This is a genomic window from Psychrobacter glacincola (assembly GCF_904846215.1).
Taxonomy (GTDB): Bacteria; Pseudomonadota; Gammaproteobacteria; order Pseudomonadales; family Moraxellaceae; genus Psychrobacter; species Psychrobacter glacincola.
In genome coordinates this window covers 101,698-121,506 of sequence record NZ_CAJGZK010000007.1, presented here as the reverse complement: position 1 = coordinate 121,506, position 19,809 = coordinate 101,698, and the positions used below count along the sequence as shown (strand labels likewise).

At 43.8% G+C, this 19,809-nt stretch carries 18 protein-coding genes; 9 read left to right on the top strand and 9 right to left on the bottom strand.

The genetic code is table 11. From position 1 onward, the window contains the following. Positions 1-40: 40 nt before the first annotated feature. Positions 41-718 carry an LOG family protein gene (locus JMW90_RS06200; RefSeq protein ID WP_201562264.1) on the bottom strand — a complete coding sequence of 226 codons (678 nt, stop codon included), beginning with the start codon at positions 716-718 and terminating at the stop codon, positions 41-43. Between the two features lie 354 nt (positions 719-1,072). Between JMW90_RS06200 and JMW90_RS06195 the strand changes: the two genes are divergently transcribed. Further along, positions 1,073-1,966 (top strand): alpha/beta hydrolase family protein, encoded by an 894-nt coding sequence (locus JMW90_RS06195; RefSeq protein ID WP_201562262.1) that lies wholly within the window; start codon positions 1,073-1,075, stop codon positions 1,964-1,966. A 10-nt stretch (positions 1,967-1,976) separates the two neighbouring features. Here JMW90_RS06195 and JMW90_RS06190 read toward each other — a convergent pair whose 3' ends face one another. Further along, the gene (locus tag JMW90_RS06190) at positions 1,977-2,687 is read right to left on the bottom strand and encodes a putative quorum-sensing-regulated virulence factor (protein WP_227691884.1); all 711 of its coding nucleotides are present in this window, start codon (positions 2,685-2,687) and stop codon (positions 1,977-1,979) included. Positions 2,688-3,045: 358 nt separating this feature from the next. Between JMW90_RS06190 and JMW90_RS06185 the strand changes: the two genes are divergently transcribed. Beyond that, positions 3,046-3,636: a M23 family metallopeptidase gene (locus JMW90_RS06185; protein WP_201562258.1), complete on the top strand. Its 591-nt coding sequence runs from the start codon at positions 3,046-3,048 to the stop codon at positions 3,634-3,636. 13 nt (positions 3,637-3,649) lie between these two features. Here the strand turns inward: JMW90_RS06185 and phoR are convergent, their stop codons facing one another. The 3 genes from phoR to dtd form a co-directional block, all read right to left on the bottom strand. Next, positions 3,650-4,738 (bottom strand): phosphate regulon sensor histidine kinase PhoR, encoded by a 1,089-nt coding sequence (phoR, locus tag JMW90_RS06180; protein ID WP_201562256.1) that lies wholly within the window; start codon positions 4,736-4,738, stop codon positions 3,650-3,652. A gap of 235 nt (positions 4,739-4,973) precedes the next feature. Continuing rightward, complete coding sequence (gene phoB / locus JMW90_RS06175) at positions 4,974-5,678, bottom strand: phosphate regulon transcriptional regulator PhoB (RefSeq protein ID WP_201562254.1); 705 nt, start codon at positions 5,676-5,678, stop codon at positions 4,974-4,976. 147 nt (positions 5,679-5,825) lie between these two features. Beyond that, positions 5,826-6,281, bottom strand: coding sequence for a D-aminoacyl-tRNA deacylase (gene dtd / locus JMW90_RS06170; RefSeq protein ID WP_201562252.1), 456 nt, complete (start codon positions 6,279-6,281; stop codon positions 5,826-5,828). A 179-nt stretch (positions 6,282-6,460) separates the two neighbouring features. Between dtd and asd the strand changes: the two genes are divergently transcribed. From asd to phoU, 6 genes are all read left to right on the top strand, one after another. Beyond that, positions 6,461-7,294 (top strand): archaetidylserine decarboxylase, encoded by an 834-nt coding sequence (gene asd / locus JMW90_RS06165; RefSeq protein ID WP_201562250.1) that lies wholly within the window; start codon positions 6,461-6,463, stop codon positions 7,292-7,294. Between the two features lie 302 nt (positions 7,295-7,596). After that, positions 7,597-8,757, top strand: a complete 1,161-nt coding sequence (pstS, locus tag JMW90_RS06160; RefSeq protein WP_201562248.1) for a phosphate ABC transporter substrate-binding protein PstS — start codon at positions 7,597-7,599, stop codon at positions 8,755-8,757. Between the two features lie 72 nt (positions 8,758-8,829). Continuing rightward, on the top strand, positions 8,830-9,780 hold the full coding sequence (gene pstC, locus JMW90_RS06155) for a phosphate ABC transporter permease subunit PstC (RefSeq protein ID WP_201562246.1): 951 nt from the start codon (positions 8,830-8,832) through the stop codon (positions 9,778-9,780). Positions 9,781-9,852: 72 nt separating this feature from the next. Next, the gene (gene pstA, locus JMW90_RS06150; RefSeq protein ID WP_201562244.1) at positions 9,853-10,767 is read left to right on the top strand and encodes a phosphate ABC transporter permease PstA; all 915 of its coding nucleotides are present in this window, start codon (positions 9,853-9,855) and stop codon (positions 10,765-10,767) included. A gap of 255 nt (positions 10,768-11,022) precedes the next feature. Continuing rightward, entirely contained in the window at positions 11,023-11,802 is a 780-nt protein-coding gene (gene pstB, locus JMW90_RS06145; protein ID WP_227691888.1) for a phosphate ABC transporter ATP-binding protein PstB, read from the top strand. Between the two features lie 163 nt (positions 11,803-11,965). Continuing rightward, a complete protein-coding gene (phoU, locus tag JMW90_RS06140) occupies positions 11,966-12,709 on the top strand; it encodes a phosphate signaling complex protein PhoU (RefSeq protein ID WP_201562333.1) in 744 nt (247 codons plus the stop codon). A 212-nt stretch (positions 12,710-12,921) separates the two neighbouring features. On the opposite strand, the gene JMW90_RS06135 is transcribed toward phoU, so the two are convergent. Beyond that, a complete protein-coding gene (locus JMW90_RS06135; protein WP_201562240.1) occupies positions 12,922-13,551 on the bottom strand; it encodes an HD domain-containing protein in 630 nt (209 codons plus the stop codon). A gap of 128 nt (positions 13,552-13,679) precedes the next feature. Continuing rightward, a complete protein-coding gene (locus tag JMW90_RS06130) occupies positions 13,680-14,255 on the bottom strand; it encodes an isochorismatase family protein (RefSeq protein WP_201562238.1) in 576 nt (191 codons plus the stop codon). A gap of 253 nt (positions 14,256-14,508) precedes the next feature. Between JMW90_RS06130 and JMW90_RS06125 the strand changes: the two genes are divergently transcribed. Further along, entirely contained in the window at positions 14,509-15,471 is a 963-nt protein-coding gene (locus JMW90_RS06125; protein WP_227691883.1) for an IS30 family transposase, read from the top strand. A gap of 114 nt (positions 15,472-15,585) precedes the next feature. On the opposite strand, the gene fadA is transcribed toward JMW90_RS06125, so the two are convergent. Continuing rightward, positions 15,586-16,758 carry an acetyl-CoA C-acyltransferase FadA gene (gene fadA / locus JMW90_RS06120; protein ID WP_201562234.1) on the bottom strand — a complete coding sequence of 391 codons (1,173 nt, stop codon included), beginning with the start codon at positions 16,756-16,758 and terminating at the stop codon, positions 15,586-15,588. Positions 16,759-16,901: 143 nt separating this feature from the next. Beyond that, entirely contained in the window at positions 16,902-19,061 is a 2,160-nt protein-coding gene (gene fadB / locus JMW90_RS06115; RefSeq protein WP_201562232.1) for a fatty acid oxidation complex subunit alpha FadB, read from the bottom strand. Positions 19,062-19,809: the final 748 nt, after the last annotated feature.

Here is a 19,809-nt window from a genome sequence, read left to right as displayed (position 1 = left end):
CCCTTCTCTCCCTTTTTCATATTTGCTTATATATTTGCTTTTAGTTGCCAGCCATCTTTTCTGTATTGACAGCGGCATCTATTTTGACCATCGTCTGCAGTAAATCAATGGCATCACCAATCGTATTACATACTACCAAGCGCTCAAGATCTTCTTGCTTCATAAACCCTTGCTCAGTGGTATATTTTAAATGCTCAATCATACGATCATAAAAACCGTTGATGTTTAAAATAATCATCGGTTTTTCGTGTTGATACAGCTGACGCCAAGTGGCGATTTCCATGATTTCCTCTAAGGTACCAAGCCCGCCCGGCAAAGTGATAAAGGCATCGGCATATTCTGCCATCACTGTTTTACGCGTATGCATAGTATCCGTCAGATGTAGACGGGTCAGCTGCTCATGAGCAATTTCGTGCTTGAGCATAAAGGTTGGAATAACACCGACTGCTTCTGCACCGCCTCGAATCACCTCATCAGCCACTGCGCCCATCAGCCCGATACTTGCGCCGCCGTATACCAAGCCCATGCCATTGTCTGCTAACGCCATCCCAAGCTCTCGTGCGGCTTGCTCATATATGACATCATTACCCAAACGCGACCCACAATAGACTGCCACCAGCGGCATGGTTAACGCTGATTTATCCACGGCTTTTTCGATATCAGTAATATCTTGACTGGTAATCACTTCATACGTGTCATTGTTAATTTTCATTTGCATATAGCTTCCTTAATTTTTATATCAATTGTTTTTATTAAGAACGTGTTTATTAATGCCTGTTTATCCGTACATATTAAATAGTCAAAATAGTTATTCATTCCAGTCTTTATACATCATATTATGCAAGATAAATGGGGATAGAACTTAGAAGTCATATTTGAGCGCCTTCCCTACTGAGATTTATTTTAACATAAGCAATGCTATCACGCGGGCGCAACGATTTATCACTACGCAATTACTACATTTTTAAGACTGCGCACTGGCAGCTTATTGCAAATATAGCAGGCGATATTTACTAGCAAAGCTCATTCATAAAATCGATTAAAAACGATAATAATATATCAAGGTTAAACCATGGAAAATAGCTCTACTATTACTCAAACCGAGGCTTATTCATTAAGCATCATGAATGATCGCAATCAGGCATTGGCCGCGACTGTCTATCGTCCCAAAACGCCTGTAAAGACGGCCGTCATGATAGCGCCAGCGACGGGTATCAAACGTCAGTTTTATCATAACTTTGCCACTTACTTAGCCGAGCATGGCTTTGGCGTACTGACTTTTGACAATGAAGGTATCGGAGAGTCATTGTCCACTGATTTGGCAAAATGTGATGCATCTCTAATCAGTTGGGGTCGCCATGACATGCCAGCCGTCCTTGATGCCTTGCAAGATGAATTTACCGATGCCACTTATCATTTGATTGGTCATAGCGCCGGTGGTCAGCTGATTGGCTTGATGCCAAATTACCAGTCTATTGCTTCAGTATTTAATGTCGCCTGCTCATCGGGTCGCATCAAAAACATGGACATGCCTTACAAGCTCAAAGCCATGGGTTTTATGGCGGCATTTATTCCACTTACTAACTTGACGCTAGGCTACACGCCATCGGATAAAATCGGCATGGGCGAACCGCTACCGCGCGGCGTCGCTCGTCAGTGGCGCGAGTGGTGTAATGGCGCAGGTTATATCAAGACCGCCTTTGGAAAAAGCATACATACGCACTTTTATGATGAGATTGCTATGCCAGCATTGTGGCTAGGATTTAGTGATGATGAGATTGCCAATAGCAAAAATATGGATGATATGATTCAGGTATTTACCAAAATGCCAGTAGAAAAACGCTTTTTAGATCCCAAAGATTTTGGTGTTAGTAGCATCGGTCACATGCGTTATTTTAGCAGCAGGACCAATGCTAAAGCACCAAAACTGTGGCAAATGGCGATTGATTGGCTAAAGAATCAATAGACTTCAGAGCCTATTTAATTACGGATTTGTCTATTGATTCTTTCACGTTTTTTGCCGCTTCTGCCTTGACGCGTTTGGTCAATGCAGAATAAAGCGACGGCTGCATATTATGGATATTACCAAGCATCCATTTGACATAGCTAATAGGGACGTCTTTAATCGGCATACCTTTGTGTTTACCAAAGGGCATTTTACCGACTGGATTGGCTTTATTGGCAATAGCATGCGCTGCCGCAAAATCAGTTGGCGCAATCTCTAAACGCTCGCAGCAAGCCTGATATAGCAGATAACACATACGAGCATCGCCGAGCGCATCATGAGCGGCAATCGTCATACTACTTGCTTCGCCCTTGCCCAATAATTGCTCAATACATTTGGACTGACCATAGGCGCTCCATTCTGGAAACGCGGCGCGCGCCAGCCTAACGGTACAAATTAGCTTAGCGGAAGGACTGCCAATCACCCGCCAGTCAAAGCGTACATTATGACCGATAAGGTACTCAGGCAATTCAAACTGCTCAAGCTCAAAACGCTCAAGCCCAGCCACATCGTCATCGGTAATGCCATGGACTCTAATCACAACCGGCGATATCGAGCGCCCACTATTAAAGTATTTCATCCACTCAAAACCCGTGGCTACGTTAATCGTCGCCACTTGGATAGGACGTGGATCCCGACCTTGATCGGTTTCGGTATCGATAACAAGCGCAGTATCAGTCATGTTAAAAGCAGCCGTCATAAAAATTTAACCATAGCCAGTTGGCCATAAATGATAGCCCATTTTGATCGTTTAAAAAGAGCGTTATAGTTAATACACTTTTAAAGGAGCACAACACTACTGGAGTTAATTGCTCGCAGCCTCTGTCGGCTAGCTACAGCAAGCAAGAAAAATTAACCCAAGTAGTGATTGATAGCATTTGCACTTCTTTTATTTAGGACCCACTATATAATAGATGCCATTAGATTCAGTAGCTTTTCATTTATGGGGATAAAAACCAGATATAACAATGCTATACGAAGAGCAAAGGGTAATATCTATATAATATAAATGACAGGAATAACCAGAAAAAGAGATGTCGATGCAAGCAGATGGCAATCACGAACAACCAAAGCCTACGTTTATCAGCCGCGCAATTGGCGTACTTATCAAGGCGGCAGTATTGCTGATGCTGTTATTCATAGTTGACAAATTACTGCCAAGTATCAGCCAACAAACCCAATCATTTGTGATGGCAAAATGGCAGCAGCTCAGCCTATTGCAACAACCGCTACCAACAGAGAACAGCCTACCAAATCCGCTACCCAAGCAGCATCTAACAGACACGTGGGGCGCTGCGCGTAGCCAAGGTCGCTCTCATGAAGGGATTGATATTTTTGCCGAGCGTGGCACACCGATACAAGCCACGACACAAGGCATCGTCAGCAAAGTTGGTGAGAATACGTTAGGCGGTCGTGTGGTGGTCGTGATTGGACCAGGCGGCGCAGGACATTATTATGCCCATTTGGAAGACTATGCTGACCTCTCTCCCAATGACTGGGTAAATGCCGGTGATACCATTGGTTATGTGGGTGATAGCGGCAATGCTAAAGGCACACCGCCGCATGTTCATTATGGGATTTATATTAATGGTAGTGCGGTCAACCCTTATCCACTTTTGCAAAAGGAGTAGAGTGGATTAAGCATCAATTCATTGCAGTAGATCGTACATGGTTGTTTGGGAACACCGCACTAAATGTCGAACCAACCCCTTCGACGGACTCAATTTGCAAGCATGCTTCGTGCTGATATAACACATGTTTTACAATTGCCAGTCCAAGCCCTGTCCCGCCTGTGGTTCGGCTGCGCCCACTGTCAACGCGATAAAAACGCTCAGTCAAACGCATAAGATGCTGCGCGGCAATGCCAATACCATCATCCTCAACAGCAAATCGGCAGCCCTCAAGCGTCTTAGTCCAGCTGATAGAGATATTGCCACCTTTTGGTGTGTATTTAATGGCGTTAATCACCAGATTGGACAATGCGCTATTTAGGTACATCTCTGAGCCATATAGCCCGTCATAGGTATCGATATGCAAATGAATGGTGTGCTTATACTCTTGGTTATACGCCTGTGCATCATCATAGACATGAGTCAGCAGCTTGGTCATGTCGATTTCATTAAACTCATGCGTTTCTTCGATTTCAATGCGCGATAGCAGCAGCAAGTCATTGACGACTCTATTCATGCGCGCCGTCTGCTGGGTCATCAGCTCAAAACCGCGCCGCCAATGCGCAGGCATATCGGGTTGATGCGAGAAATTCTCTAGGTAGCCCATCAATACTGTCAATGGCGTACGTAACTCGTGCGAGACATTGGCCACAAAGTCGCGGCGCATCCCCTCCAAATGCTGCAAGCGCGTCACATCATAAATAATCAGTATTTTTTCATCGCCAAAGGGTGTCAGTTCACACTTTAGATAACGATTTGGATCTTGCCACGAGACGAGGTGCACGCCCTCATGGGCATCCATATGAGTCGTTGCTTCTTGATAATATTTAAGAAAATCAGGGACTTGAATGAAGTTAAAAATACACCTACCTTTATCGGTAGATTGTAACAATAATAAATCCTGCGCCGCTTGGTTCCACCATTCAAGCCCATCATCATCATTGAGCAAAATCACGGCATCACGTAGTGCTCGTAAGGCACTGCCAATTTTTTTAAGTTGATCCGTGGCATCTTGTTGCATGGCTAAATCTAATTGATCTTGCTCATTATCTTGGATAGGCATTTTTATAGTCAGTCCTAAATAAAAGAAATACAAATATTATAAATCACTACTGGGGTTAATTTTTCTTGCTTGCTTGCTGTGCCTGCGCAGGCAGAGGCTGCGAATAATTAACCCCAGTAGTGCTGCGCTATTTTAAAACTGGATCAACTATATTTATCCGTCATTTTTTACTGCTTCTCTACTATTGTCGCTCTAAATGAGAGGCGACACCCTACGATGCTCATATTAATAACCATTAACTTTTTTCGATACGGCTAGAAAATCGATAACCAGTACCGCGTACCGTCTGTATCAATGTATCGCAATCATGTGGACGCAGTAAGGTGCGCAAACGCTTTACATGAACATCAATGGTTCTATCTTCGATATAGACATTACCGCCCCATACTTGGTCGAGCAGTTGAGCACGAGTATAAGCACGTTCTGGATGACTCATAAAAAACGCCAATAAGCGGTATTCTGTCGGACCCATATCGATGATATCATCACCCACCATAAAGCGTTGACTTTTGGCATCTAAAGTTAGCTTGCCTATATTGATAGGTTTGTCGCCGCTTAGCGCGCTACTACGGCGCAATACCGCTTTGATTCTTGAGATGAGCTCACGGGTAGAAAACGGCTTAGTCATATAATCATCGGCACCTGCATCAAGACCATGTACCTTACTGTCTTCCTCACTTTTGGCAGTCAACATAATGACCGGTATCTCAGCGAGCAGCGCATCGTTTTTTAGCATACGGCAAAAATCAATACCACTTTTATCACCCGGTAACATCCAATCTAGCAAAATCAGCGCTGGCCTATGATCCACCACCTGTTGATGCGCCTCTGACACATCAGCCGCCTGCAAACTATCAAAGCCTGCCATCTCTAACGTCATGACGACCATTTCACGAATGGCATCTTCATCTTCAACAATCAAAATTTGCTCTTTAGACATAGTGTATTCTTAGTGTTAGAGGACAAAATAGCGCTTATAAAAACAGCAATAAATGCAGATAAGCGTTCCTTTATTAAAGAACTTAATTATGACAGCTTGATGACATTTACCTTTAAATTCATGATACTTAGTAGTCATTCTAATGGATTAATTTACTTCTAATAAAAAGTTTAATGGTCCATCATTGACACTCATGACTTGCATATCAGCACCAAATTGACCGGTTGCAACAGTTGGATGTTGCGTCTTTGCGTAATCAACCAACTGTGCAAACAACGCTTGCGCCGCATCAGGTGCCATCGCGCCACCAAAATCAGGACGACGACCTTTATCGGTCTTTGCCATCAAGGTGAATTGTGAGACCAATAATAGACCACCGCCCACTTGTTGGACATTTTTATCCAGTTTACCGTATTTGTCTGGATCGTCATCATTTTCAAAGAGTCGATAAGTCAGGATTTTATCGACTAAACGCTGCGCACTTGGTAAGTTATCATCGTGTCCCAAGCCAATATACGCCAGTATTCCGTGCTCAATGGCACCGACATCATGCCCATCAATGCTGACGTTGGCATGTTTGACTCGCTGGATTAGCGCTCTCATTGCTTACTTCCTTTAACGATTATGGTCATACAGTCTGCTGCTGACCATGATAAAATGTGATTATCTACAACTGCATTTATGCATAAATCTGGCTATAAAACACCTATCTATCTATAATTTGCTCATACGAATTTTTATTTTAATAACTGTTTTCTTAATCCTTACTTTGGTCATCTATTATGAATGTATTTACTACCTTACAGCAATTTGTACCGCAGCAAAAAATCAGTAAAGTCGCAGGGCGCTTAGCCGCCAGTCGCCACCCTTGGGTCAAGCGTACGTTTATTCGTAGTTTCGCCAAAGCATATGATGTTAGCTTAGATGAATATGAGCGTCAAAGCCTAAACGCTTATGAGAGCTTTAATGACTTTTTTACCCGTGAGCTCCAAGATAATGCCCGTATTATAGATGCCAGTATTAATGGTATCGTCAGTCCTGCTGATGGGATGATATCTCAGCTTGGACAAATTCATGACCATAAAATACTACAAGCCAAAGGTCGCGACTATGATATCGGTCAGCTTTTAGCTGACAGTGCCGACGGAGATTATTTTGCTGATGGGAGTTTTGCCACGGTCTATCTTGCCCCAAGCAACTATCACCGTGTCCATATGCCATTTGACGGCATGTTAACCAAAACCCGCTATGTCCCTGGTACGCTATTTTCGGTCAATAACACCACAGCAGCTAACGTGCCTGATTTGTTTGCTCGCAACGAGCGTCTGGTTTGTCTGTTTGATACGGCCTATGGTAAAGCGGCTGTCATCATGGTCGGTGCGATGATTGTCGCTGGCATCGAGACGGTCGCGACGGGTAAAATTATCCGTACCGATGATATTCAAGAAGCGGACCATGATATGAGCTTGAAAAAAGGCGATGAGCTTGGTCGTTTTTATCTGGGCTCAACAGCGATTGTGGTGCTACCAAAAGCGGCAAAAACGGATTGGCAAGACACCATGAAACATGGCTCAACGGTACAAATGGGTCAACTATTAGGCAATACTAAAATCTAACACCATTTATCTAAGTAAAAAACACGTGTAATAAGTAATGTTGAAAAAAAATGAGCATAGACAGTAACTAGAATACTGCCTATGCTTTTTTTGTGCCCACTCCTTTAACATCGTTTTTTTAACACTGTCTTTTTTCAGTCGTTTTTTTGATAGCAACGCTTCATGTCATTAAACTGTCATATTCATTTGGCACAATCTCCTCATTAACTGCACAGCATCATTTTCAGCAAACCTCAGAAAACCATTGACATTGTTTTTTACAAATACTTAATACTCAAAACTGATTAATTTTAGGAGAAATAATGCGTTATTCATTCATAGCAGTAGCAATCGCTAGCACTCTGGCATTAGCCGCTTGTAACCAAACGACTAGTAACAACGAGAGCGACAAGAGCGATACAACCAACGAAGCAGCCACCGCAGCGCCATCAAATGCCGCTGCTAGTGCCGACGCTAGTGCTAGCGCAAATGAAAGTGCCTCGATGAATATTACCGGTGCTGGTGCTTCTTTTCCACAGCCTATCTATGCTAAGTGGTCAGATGCCTACAATAAAGCCACAGGTGGTCAGGTAAACTATCAGTCTATCGGCTCATCAGGCGGTATCAAACAAATCGTTGCAAAGACCGTAGATTTTGGCGCATCTGATGCGCCCATGACACCAGAAGAATTAGAGGAAGCTGGTCTGATTCAGTTCCCAAGTGTCATCGGTGGCGTAGTACCTGTCGTTAATGTCGATGGTATCAAGCCTGGTCAGTTAAAGCTCGATGGTAAAATGCTTGCCGATATTTATCTTGGTAAAATCAGTAAATGGAACGACCCTGCCATCGTAGCTATGAATCCAGAGCTTAAATTGCCAGACGCTACCATTACCACGGTATTTCGCTCAGATGGTTCTGGTACGACCTTTAACTTCACTGACTATCTAGCAAAAGTATCAAGCGATTGGAAAGACAAGATTGGCGTCGATAAGACAGTCAAGTGGCCAACGTCGGCTACCGGTGCTGGTGGTAAAGGTAATGAAGGTGTGGCGAGCTATGTCACACGTATGAAAAACTCTATCGGCTATGTCGAATATGCTTATGCTAAGCAAAACGGCATGGCACACGTCGCCCTCAAAAATGCCGCAGGCAATGTCGTACAACCTTCTGCTGAAACCTTTGCTGCAGCAGGTGACATCGATTGGTCAAAGCAAGAAGGCTTTTATAAAGTCATTACCAACTCTGAAACGGACCAAGCTTGGCCAATCGCCGCGGCGACTTTTATCTTAGTACATAAGCAGCCACAAGATGCCAAGCAAGTTGCTGGCGTATTAAAGTTCTTTGACTGGGCTTATACGCAAGGTGATGAGGACGCAATGGCGCTCGATTATGTGCCGTTTTCTGATACTGCCGTTGCTTTGTTTAAAGCAAAATGGAATGAAGTCGTTGATAGCAACGGTCAACCTGTCTATCGTCAAGATTAGATAAATTAAGACTTTTATTATTTAACCTACTCCCCAGTCCTAGAACAAGCGTATCAGATTATTGAGACTTTTATGGCAGATTTAAAACACCAACTGGCAAAACAAAAACGCTACGATGCTATTTTTGTCAATGCCACCAAAGCCTTTGCAATTTTGGTGCTGTTGTCGCTTGGTGGCATTCTTCTCTCATTAATCGTGGGTGCTTGGCCAAGTATTACGGAGTTTGGACTGGGGTTTTATACCAGCAATAACTGGGATACGGTGAACGATCAATACGGCGCGCTTGCGCCTATTTACGGTACGGTTATCACCTCCCTTATCGCGATCGGTATTGCAGTGCCAGTGAGTTTTGGGATTGCTATTTTTTTGACCGAACTGTGCCCCAATTTTTTGAAAAAGCCGTTGGGTATTGCAATTGAGCTACTGGCAGGTATCCCTTCTATTATTTATGGCATGTGGGGCTTGTTTGTGTTTGCCCCTTACTTTAGCGAAAACATTCAGCCATGGTTGATTGAAAATATCGGTCCTCTGCCTATTATCGGTCAAGTATTCACCGGCGCGCCGATGGGACTTGGCATGTTTACCGCCTCCTTAGTACTGGCCATTATGATTATTCCTTTTATTGCGGCCACCATGCGGGATGTTTTTTCTGTGGTGCCTGATTTATTAAAAGAATCCGCGTACGGCATGGGTGCTACGACGTGGGAGGTCATGTTCAAAATCATCTTACCTTATACCAAAGCGGGCGTGGTTGGTGGCGTAATTTTAGGGCTTGGACGCGCATTGGGTGAGACGATGGCGGTGACCTTTTTAATCGGTAATGCCTTTAATATCAGCCCAAGTCTGTTTACCTCTGGGGTGACGATTACCTCTGCACTCGCTAATGAATTTGCCGAAGCATCAAGTGAATTACATTTGGCGTCGCTACTGCATTTGGGCTTAATCCTGTTTGTTATTACCTTTATTGTATTGTCCATCTCTAAGCTGATGTTGATGCGTATTGACCAAAAAGCCGGTCATTAAGCAATCATTTCAAGCAACCGTTTTAAGCAACCACTTGACCCAATTCTTCGACCAACCAAGGACAAACGCCTAATGACTTTAGCGACTGTCACGACTGATATTGACCAAACCAGCCCGGCCGCTTTACGCTTTGAAGATCGCTATGACAAGCGCTTATATAACAAGCGCCGTCTTATCAATAGATTGGGCCTTGGTTTTGCCATCTCAGCCATCGCTTTTGGTTTGTTCTGGCTGACGTGGATTTTGATAACGCTTTTTGTTGAGGGTTTTCAAGGGTTAATTGAGATGCCAGTATTTATGGCAGATACACCGCCGCCCATGGGTGAAGGTGGTTTACGTAATGCTATTATTGGTTCAGCGATGATCGCATTGTCAGGCCTCGCGATTGGTACACCGATTGGAATGATGGCAGGTATCTATTTAGCAGAGTTCTCACAAGGCAGTCTATTAGGTAAAGTGACCCGCTTTTTAAATGATATCTTGCTATCGGCACCCTCTATCGTTATTGGTTTGTTTGTTTATGCATTGATGGTAAAAGGTCAAAGCTTCTCCGGCTGGGCTGGTGCATTCGCGCTTGCCTTGATTGTGATTCCAATCGTCGTGCGCACCACTGAGAGTATGCTAAATCTTGTACCAAACACTTTACGTGAAGCGGCTTATGCACTCGGCACGCCAAAATGGAAGCTAATAAGCACGGTCACGCTCAAAGCGGCTAAAGCAGGTCTGACCACAGGGGTGCTACTGGCATTTGCCCGTATCACTGGTGAGACCGCGCCGTTACTATTCACCGCATTAAACAATCAATACTTTAGTACCGATATGAGCCAGCCGATGGCAAACTTACCGAACACCATTTATCAGTTTGCCATGAGCCCTTATGACAACTGGCATGCGTTGGCATGGGCGGCGGCGTTGCTGATTACCGCAACGGTATTGGTGGTCAATATTCTCGCGCGCTTCATTGGCGGTAAAGACCACACAAGATAGCTGCTTATTAAAAACTGCTTATCTAAAAAAAGACTGAATAGCCAATTTTTTAGCGCGCCTTTAACACCGATATTCAGCACCCGTATTGACAACATTCTAAAATAATTGGATAAGATGATGACAGACTTACTAGAAAGAAAAGCCGCTAAGCAGAAAATAGGTAAAAACAATATCAAAGGTCGTTTACTAGGTCAGCCAACATCTACTAATAGCCAGAAAAAGCAGCCAGATAGCGCTCATTTGACTAAACAAACCATGGCAGACATGCCCGACAATATGCCTCCTGCTAAGATTGCCATTCGGGATTTAGATTTTTATTATGGTGATTTTAAAGCGTTAAAAAATATCAATATCGATATCCCAGAAAAGAATGTAACTGCTTTTATCGGCCCCTCAGGCTGTGGTAAATCAACGCTATTGCGCACGCTTAACCGTATGTATGACTTGTATCCTAACATGCATGCCGAAGGTCAAATCATCCTTGATGGCAGCAACATTCTGGCAAAAGAGATGGATGTCAATTTGCTACGTGCGCGTGTCGGTATGGTATTTCAAAAACCCACGCCGTTTCCTATGTCAATCTATGACAACGTAGCGTTTGGGGTACGTCTATATGAGAAGCTGAGCAAAGTAGAAATGGATGAGCGTGTCGAGTGGGCATTGAAAAAATCGGCGTTATGGCTCGAGGTCAAAGACAAACTTCGCGCGTCAGGGCTGTCATTATCTGGCGGTCAACAACAAAGGCTGTGTATTGCTCGCGGTGTGGCGACAAAACCTGAAGTTCTGTTATTAGATGAGCCAACCTCAGCACTTGACCCTATCTCAACCGGTGCAATTGAAGATTTGATTACGGATTTAAAAAATGACTATACGATTGCTATCGTGACGCACAATATGCAGCAGGCTGCTCGCATATCCGATTACACCGCTTATATGTATTTGGGTGACATGGTAGAGATGGGTGAAACCGATCAAATATTCACCAACCCAGCACAAAAAGCGACTGAAGATTATATTACCGGGCGTTATGGCTAAGTTGCTTTTATTTAGCGCGGTCATCTATAACCACCATCATTTTGGCAGTATCCTTATGACCAACACCAATACGACCAACACCAATACGACCAACACCGATACGACCAACACCGATACGATTAAGACCGATACGATTAAGACCGATACGATTAAAGAGGTTACCATGCCAATCACTGAAAAGCATTTATCAAAGAGTTTTGATAATGATTTAAATGAAGTTGTTGAGTTGTTTATGCAAATGGGGCGTATGGCAGCAGAGCAAGTCATGATTGCAACCCGTGCTTTGATAGCAGCAGATGAGACAACTGCGAAACAAGTGATTGCTGATGATAGTTTAATCAATCAATTAGAAATCAAAATCGATGAGCAAATCATTTTGCTGGTTGCCAAACGTCAGCCAACCGCCAATGACTTACGTCTGGTGATGGCACTCAGTAAAGGGATTGTCGACTTTGAGCGTGTGGGTGATGAGGCAGAAAAAATCGCCCGTATGGCGTGCCAGTTGATTGAGGATGGCGCATCCCCAAAAGGCTACTCAGAGGTTCAGCATTTATCCAATCAGGTACGCTTGATGCTACTCAATGCGCTTGAAGCGTTTGCACGTATGGATACGCAGCAGGCATTTTCAGTATTGCAAAGCGATACGGCGGTCGATGAAGAGTATCAGTCTGCCACGCGCTCATTGATGACTTATATCATGGAAGACAATCGTCATGTGTCCAAGGTGATTAATATCCTATGGGTATTGCGCGCATTAGAGCGTGTTGGCGATCATGCACGTAATATTGCGGAGCTGGTCATTTTTTGTGCCAGTGGCAAAGATGTGCGTCATACGGATTTTTTACGAGTAGAACAAATTGTCCAGCAGACCACGGATGCAGGCTTGGGTAGACAACATTCTAAATAGCATTTTCTTTACTTCACATGATATAGTCAAAATATCCTAAAAACGCTACGGTACTGCGGGTATAAATTTTTTGTAGCCTCTGTCTGCGTAGGCACAGCAAGCAAGAAAAACTAATACCCGCAGTGCGTAATGTATCGATATTACTTTTCACTGACTATAGTCAGTTCAACCTAAAAGAGATAGGTTTTTAGCAAGGCGATACTGGTATAAATTTACGCATTAATCAACCATTCTTGCTGAGTGGCAAAGTCAATCTGCGCGGCTAACCAATCATAGATACTTGGAAAACTGTCTTTAATAAACATATGCGCCCCGCTCACTTGTGACCGCGTAACGTTAGAATCAGTCCACGTTTTGCCATTGGTATGCAAATTAAGCAAAAACGGTAATAGACGATCTACCACTTTTAGCAGCTGGGTTTCTTTGCTACTACCCGTCTCTTGCTCTTCCCAAATCTCATTTAAATCTTTAATGCCATTACCACACTCGCTTTGTAAGCGGACAATGCCCGCCCGCTCTTCAACGTGCGCATCAATACGAGTATCGGCATATAAAAAAGTATCACCAGCATCAATCTCGCCCAAATCATGCACCAGTGCCATCTTAAGCAATTTTTCATGATTGACATCTAAATCGAATAATTCAGCGATTGACCAACATGCCATCGCTAAATGCCAAGAATGTTCGGCAGAGTTCTCTAAACGAGTGGTGCCTGTCACATAGCTACGTCGACTTACCCGTTTAAGAGCATCAAGCTCTAATAGGAAATGAGTGACATTATCTATATCAATGTTTGAGGCAAGCGTTGGGTCGGTCAGCGTTATAGGCGTGTTTAAGGACATGTTTCTCTCTGGTTAAATGCAATACAGCGCCTGTCTTATCAAGCGCTGTATCTACGAAAATAATTTACAATGATTGAAACAACAACGCTAAGAGTTCGCCATTCATTCTCAACCCTTTATTGCATCTACTATTTAATCAAATTACTAATGGTTTTAAACGCAGGGTCTTGACTACTGCGGCATAGCTCAAACAGAATGGTTTCAACCGTCGTAATCACCCCACCAGCACGGCGAATACGGCGAATCGCTTGCTTTTTATCATAGGGAAAACGCGAACCAACCGCATCACCAATAATGACTGGCTGCATACCATTATCAAGCAAATCAAGCGCTGTTTGTAGCACGCAGACATGCGCCTCTACACCGAATAATAAAACAATGCTTCGATTCTGCTGGGCAAGATGATTCCATGAATCATCATTGTCGCAGGCACTAAAGGTGACTTTTTCAAAACCTTTGGCATTATCACCTTCTAATAACTCACAAATCTCAGGTAAAGTTTCGCCTAAGCCTTTTTTATACTGCTCATTGAGCATAATTGGAATATCAAGCGCTTGCAGTCCTTTAATCAAAGTCGTTATTTTTTTGATAATATTTTCATGGTCATAAATATGCGGGGTCAGACGTTCTTGGACGTCGATTATCATCGCTTGGGTATTTTCACGGTCAATACGGTAGGTACGATCAGTAATCATGGTGGACATAGCACACTCCTTGTACGGCTTATTTTATTATTAAAAGCTGTTATCATTTTATAGTTGATATTAGCATCGTTCAATCCTCTATCATTTAGTCATAGTTTGCTGAATGCGTCAATGGAGATAAGCGATAGTAACAACTTATGACCTTTTTATTTCCTAGATTCAAATAAGAAGTGCAACGTTTTAAAAGAATGAGTTGAAGAGTAAGATGTGCCGTGTTGCATTTCAAACTTCAACTCCTACATATCAGAACGTTATGACACACTATACACATCTTACCCAAGAGCAAAGATATCAAATATCAGCGCTATTGCAAGCTAAAAAGAGTTTCAGTGAAATAGCTAGAATTATTGGCTGTCATAAATCAACGGTGAGTCGAGAGATAAGGCGAAACATGGGACAAAGGGGTTATCGCCCCAAACAAGCCCATCGTTTGGCAAACGCGCGCAAAGTTGTGAATAGCGCACAGATCAGCCGCTTTGGCTGGTGCTATATTGATCATCTACTCAGCAAGCACTGCTCACCTGAGCAAATCACAGGGCGACTGAGAATGCTGGGTTGGCAAGAGGTCCCAAGCCATGAATCGATATACCAACGCATCTATACTGACAAAAAGGCAGGGGGTGATCTACACAACGCCCTCAGATGTCAAAAGCGTTATAAGAGACGGTATCTGCAAGGCAATGATAGGCGTGGAAAGATAGCGAACCGCTGTGATATCACTGAGCGTCCAAGTATCATTGATACGCGCAGTCGTATGGGCGATTATGAAGGAGATACGGTGGTTGGTCATGGACATCAAGGTGTTCTGGTTACTTTAGTAGATAGAACGACTCGAGAGACTAAGATCAAAGCGCTACCCAATCGCAAGGCAGTAGCCGTCACACAAGCTTGTATTGGCATGCTAAAAGGTGAACAGGCGTTAAGCATCACCTTTGACAACGGTAAAGAGTTTTCTGACCATGAAACGATGGCAACCGCGTTGAAGGCTGATATTTACTTTGCTCAGCCTTATCATTCTTGGGAGCGTGGAACGAATGAGAATACCAATGGTTTAATTCGTCAGTTTCTACCTAAGTCGATGCGTCTTGATAACCTATGCACGCGCTTAGTTCAGTCGATTGAAGATAGTTTAAATAATCGACCTAGAAAGGTGCTAGGGTTTAGAACACCGCTTGAGGTAAAATCTAGCTTCGGGTGCGTTGCACTTCGATGTTGAATCCAAGTTTTATAAAACCACTATGATCCATAAATGCAAAAACCCCTAGCCATGATGACTAGGGGTTTTTATTAAAACAATTAATTATTTTAAAATCATTGCAATATTACAGGCTTAAACACGCTCAATAATAGTCGCGATACCTTGACCAAGACCGATACACATCGTCGCAAGACCGATTTCAGTATCTGACTGCTCCATGGCGTTTAGCAAGGTCACTGTGATACGAGCACCAGAACAGCCTAGTGGATGTCCTAAAGCAATCGCGCCGCCGTTGATGTTGACGATGTCTTGCTTATCGGTCAAGTTTAAGGCTTTTAGTACTGATAAGCCCTGCGCTGCAAACGCTTCATTTAGCTCGATCGTTTGCATATCATCGATGCTCATGCCAGCACGTTTAAGTGCTTTTTGAGTCGCAGGTACAGGACCATAGCCCATGATAGCAGCATCACAACCAGCAATTGCCATGCTACGAATACGAGCACGTGGCTTTAAACCCAGCTCTTTGGCTTTTTGTGCGCTCATGATTAGCATGGCTGATGCACCATCAGATAATGCAGATGAGGTCGCAGCCGTTACCGTACCGCCTACTGGATCAAAGGCTGGACGTAGCTTTTGCATTTGCTCCATCGTGGCATCAGGACGAATCACTTCATCGACAGTACATAGTTGCAGGCGACCCGCTTCGTCATGACCTTCGATACCGATGATTTCATTGTCAAAACGACCCTCTACCGTCGCAGCCCATGCACGGCGATGCGACTCAAGACCAAAGGCATCTTGCTCTTCGCGGCTGATGTTATTCATGCGACCAAGCATTTCAGCGGTCAAGCCCATCATGTTTGAAGCTTTTGCATAGTGCTTTGACGCTTCAGGGTTAAGATCAACGCCATGCATCATGCCGACGTGACCCATATGCTCAACACCACCGATGATGAACACATCACCTTGGTTGGTCATGATTTGGGCCGCTGCAGTATGTAGCGCTTGCATAGATGAGCCGCATAGACGATTGACAGTTTGACCGCCCGCTGTCTTTGGAATACCAGCCAGCAGACCGATGTTACGACCGATGTTTAGACCTTGCTCTAGTGTCTGGTTGACACAGCCCCAGATAATGTCTTCAACATCACGTGGGTCAAAGTCATTACGCTCAACCAATGCACGGACCAATTCAGCAGATATACTATCAGCACGGACATGACGGAACATACCGTTTTTGGTTTTACCCATCGCTGAGCGTACGCCATCTACGATGACCACGTCTTTTGGACTTAAAATTGTCATACTATTTTCCTTTTCAATTTTTATTGTCAGTGGCAGTAATGCTATGCTCGCCTATCTAATTTAGAAGGTTACTGATAATAAATAAATTACCAGTAATCTTATCGAGCACGTGTACTGCACTTTATCCTAGTCATGACTGCCCATTACGCCGTGGCGTAAAAGGTCTCGCCTGCTGCTACCATATCGCGAATCTTTTGCGGTGCTTCATAAGCTTTGCCAAGGTGCGCATATTTTTCACACAGTGCCAAGTAGTTATCTAGACCCATTTGGTCGATATAACGGCAAGGTCCACCGCGGAATGGCGGGAAGCCAACGCCCATAATCATCGCCATATCAGCCTCACTAGGCGTGCTGACGATGTTGTCTTCTAGGCAGCGTACGGTTTCATTACAGAAAGCCAGCATGGTGCGATCGATGATGGCTTGATCTTCAAACGTTTGCTTGTCGCTATCAGTGGTGGCTTTTAATAGCTCATAAGTTGCTTCATCAGCAACTTTCTTTGGCTTGCCGCGCTTGTCAGTTTCGTACTTATAGAAACCAACGCCGTTTTTCTGACCTAAGCGTTTGTTTTCATATAAAAGCTCAATCGCGCCTTTATAATCAGGCTTCATGCGGTCAGGGAAACCTTCTGCCATCACTTCTGCGCCGTGTACGCCGGTATCTAAACCAACCACGTCGATTAAGTATGCAGGACCCATTGGCCAGCCAAATTTTTCCATGACTTTATCGACATGAGCAAAATCAGCGCCTTGCTTAAGTAGCAAATCAAACGCGCCAAAGTATGGGAATAGCACACGGTTTACTAGGAAACCTGGGCAATCATTAACCACAACGGGTACTTTACCCATTTTAGTAGCCAAGGCGACCGTAGTAGAAATGGCTTCTTCAGAGGACTTTTCACCACGAATGACTTCAACCAATGGCATACGGCTTACCGGGTTAAAGAAATGCATACCGACGAAGTTTTCTGGACGCTCAAGTGCTTCAGCTAAGAAAGTAATAGAGATCGTTGAAGTGTTTGAGGCTAAGATACAGTCATCTTTTACCAAGCCTTCAACTTCTTTTAGTACCGCGCGCTTCACGTTTGGATTTTCTACCACTGCTTCGATAACGATATCCGTTTCAGCAAAATCACCATAATTCAAAGTAGGACGGATACGGCTTAAGGTTTCGCCCATTTTAGTTGCGGTCATCTTACCGCGATCGACCATTTTGCCAAGTAACTTGCTGGCCTCATTCATACCAAGGTCTAATTGCTCAGACTTGATGTCTTTCATGATGATGGGCAAGCCTTTGCTAGCTGCTTGATAAGCGATACCGCCGCCCATGATACCTGCGCCAAGTACCGCAGCTTCATTGATTTCATGTGCTTGTTTGCTGTGTTGCTTGGCTAACTTTTTAACCAACTGATCGCTTAAGAACAAACCAACCAAGCTCTCTGCTTGTGGGGTTTTAGCCGCTTTTGCAAAACCAGCGGCTTCTACTTCAATCGCTTTATCACGTGGTAAGTTAACGTGTTTTTCGATCGCCGCGATAGCAAGCGCTGGTGCAGGGTACTGTTTAGGATTGGCTTTGGCAAAGATCATACCTTTTGCACTATTGAACGCCATTGCTTGCTCAAGCTGATTCAATTTGACAGGAACCAGCTTCTCTTCACGCTTCGCTTTCCAATCAAGCTCACCTGAGATACATTTTTTGACCAAGTCAATGGCAGCATCTTGCAAGTCATCAGCAGCAACAGTCGCATCAACCAAGCCTAGCTTTAAAGCGTCAAGGGCCTTTTTAGGTGCGCCCGTTGCAATCAGCTCAAGCGCATTATCGATACCGATGATACGCGTACTACGGACCGTACCACCAAAACCTGGGAAAATACCCAGTTGGGTTTCTGGTAGACCGATGATCGCTTTGTCGCTCATGACACGATATTCACAAACCAATGTCATCTCACAACCACCGCCCATCGCTGCACCATTGATGGCAGCTACTTTCGGAAATGGCAAATCTTCAAAGCGATTAAAGGCGTCATTGATATTAATAACCCACTCTTTAATCTCTTCTTCTGATTGCTTAAAAGAAGCCACAAACTCTGTGATGTCCGCACCAGCGATAAACACGCCTTTGCTTGACGTCACAATTAAGCCTTTAATGTCATCCGCTTTTTCTAACGCATTAACGACTTCAGCAAACTGCTTATTGGTCTCAGTATCAAACTTGTTCACGCTCTCATTTTCGGCGTTGTATTGCATGTTGGCGATGCCATCCTCTAGCATTGTCACCGTAATGCGATTTCCTTGGTATACCATGTGGAACTCCTTGCTATGTTATAAAGGCTGTGTGATAAAATTTACAACTGAAAAGCTACGTTTAAAAAATATAGCCGGTTATTGTTAGTAAAACAGGTAATAGCACTGCCAACCTGCTGTATCATAACCATAAATACATGACAGATTAACCAGTGAAGATATCTTTATTATCCAGCGCTCATTGCTATTTATCGGTACTAACTTTATTGCACCGATAGATAAGGCGCTTCATTTATATAGTACTGCTATGGGTACTGATGTTGTAGATGCTGATTGGAATTTGGTTCAATACTGAGCGTTATCAATCAGATGCGGTGTTCAAAAGCACAATAGCATCGTCAGTGTTGTCTTCAGACTATTTGCACGCCAATTAGTGTAGGGGATTATGCCCCCGACTGTCACAAGCTAATACCATACTCACAAGTCACTCTTAAATCGCCAGCAGCCCTTTACCTGACTACCAATCTCCCTTAAGTGATTGTTTGTATATTTAAATTAGACTGTGGCGATTGACCTCTAAATACAGCCTCTTATCAAAACATATTCAACTGCTAAGTTAAATCGCCAATACGTAACGAGGGCTTGTTGCATTATTTCATGCCGTTTTTCATATTAAGCTTTCTGTTTTTGACACCGCACTTTATATAGTTGATCCACTTTTAAAAGAGTACAGCACTGCTAGGGTTGATTGTTCGTAGCCTCTGTCTGCGTAGGCACAGCAAGCAAAGAAATTAACCCCGGTAGTGAT